Consider the following 1,866-nt stretch of genomic DNA (forward strand, 5'->3'; position numbering starts at 1 on the left):
CAGGCGTCAGTCAAAGATTTCGTCGAAGAACTCCAGCATATCCGCCCAGGACTTCTTGTCAGCTGCTTTGTTATAGGCCAGGGGCAGGCCGAACTTTTCACCGTTTTCATCCGCACCGGGATTGGTGAAGCTGTGTTTGGCGCCGGGATAGTTAATAAACTGATAGTCCGCGCCGGCGGCGTCCATCTCCTGTTTGAAACTCTCGATAGCTTCGGCTTTGACGAACGGATCCACCGCCCCGTTATAGACCCGGATACTCGCCTCTACCTCACCCGGTTTGGCCGGGCTATCAGTTCCCAGGCTGCCGTGGAAACTGGCAACACCGTCGATATCGACACCGCGACGGGCCATTTCCAGCACCACACCACCGCCGAAGCAGTAACCGATCGCGGCAATGTCATCGTCCTCGGTCATGGGATGGTTTTTCAGTTGCTCCAGAGCGGCAAGGAAACGGGATTCGGCCACATCCATGTTCTTGCGGACTTCACCGGCAAACTTGCCAGCCGTATCGGGGTGATCGGCGGTTTTGCCTTCACCGTACATATCCAGAGCAAAGGCCACATACCCTTCTTTGGCCAGCATGCGAGCCCGCTCGCGGGGATACTCATTGTGGCCCCACCATTCATGCACGACCAGCACCCCGGGACGTTCGCCCTCGATGCTGTCATCATAGGCAAAGTAACCTTTCATTTCAGTGCCGTTATCGCGATAGGTCACGGTTTCTGTTTGCAGGGCGGCCTGGGCACCCGAGACAACCAGTAACAACAGACCTGTCAGCCAAATATGGTTCCGTTTCATTCTCCACTCCTTTTATTCTGGATTATCGGTTCCGATCGTCACTTTAACCCGGTTGACCATCGACCCGGGGTTTGATCAGTATCGGTATATACTCAATCACAAACAGGCCAAACGCAACCAGCCAGAATGCGGCCGAGGCCACAATGCTGTCACTATAGCCGCTTCCCCCCAGGATGCCACCGACGACCCGGATGATGGCCGCCAGCAGGAGACAGATAAACGCAATCGTCGTCACCCGCGATGCGCCAATCGTACGTCCGCTATGGCCCAGACTGACCCGGGTCATCATGCCCAGGGTGATCAGCCCCAGCGTCCCAACCGTAAAGGCATGGACCTCAACGATCGCCGGGACCCAGCCCAGGCCGGCAAGCACGGCGAACAACAGACTCAGTACCAGCCACAGATAGGCCAGATGCAACACCCACAACATGGGAACCCGCCACAACCCCGGATGGTGCCAGCGCCACCAGCGCAACGCGTTGAGCACGAATGCCACGGCCGCCAGCCAGATACCGACGGGACTCGCCGGCTGCCACCAGGCCACCAGTGCATACGCTATCAGGGAGAGCACACCCAGCCGTTCCAGCCAGAGATTTTGTTTGAGCTTGATTCCGCCGATACCCCGTTCGGTGAAAAACGGCACCACCCGCCCGGCCATGACGGCGATGAGGATCATGATCAGAAAAACCATCATCTGGATACCGGACCCGGCCAGCGGTCCGATCAATGCATGCTCCAGGTGAGTCAGCAGGTTGGCCACCGTCATCAAACCCAGCAGGCTGACAAACATCAGCAGGTTCGGCATTTGTCGGGTGCGCCATAACGGCACGGCGATCGCCAGTGCCAGAACCGGCAAAAAGGCCACATCCACAATCAGTACCAGTGGTGCCGGAAGCAGCGCTGCCGAGGCGATGGCCAGGCGGCCGGCCAGCCAGAGCAATGCCAGCAACATCAAGGGTACGCCTGTCAGGGTTGGCAACCCGGTCCAGTTGCGTACGGCGGTTAACAAAAATCCTGCAATCACAGCTGTGGTATAACCGAATAACAACTCATGGCTGTGCCAGAAAG

Annotated in this window: 2 protein-coding genes; both read right to left on the reverse strand. The window is 57.8% G+C overall.

All coding sequences use genetic code 11. From position 1 onward, the window contains the following. Positions 1–6: 6 nt before the first annotated feature. Positions 7–798, reverse strand: a complete 792-nt coding sequence (locus tag RI563_RS01980) for a dienelactone hydrolase family protein (protein WP_310692666.1) — start codon at positions 796–798, stop codon at positions 7–9. Between the two features lie 43 nt (positions 799–841). Beyond that, a partial coding sequence (locus RI563_RS01985; protein WP_310692667.1) for an NnrS family protein occupies positions 842–1,866 on the reverse strand: 1,025 nt, incomplete at its 5' end.

The organism is Thiohalophilus sp. (assembly GCF_031581315.1).
Lineage (GTDB): Bacteria > Pseudomonadota > Gammaproteobacteria > UBA6429 > Thiohalophilaceae > Thiohalophilus.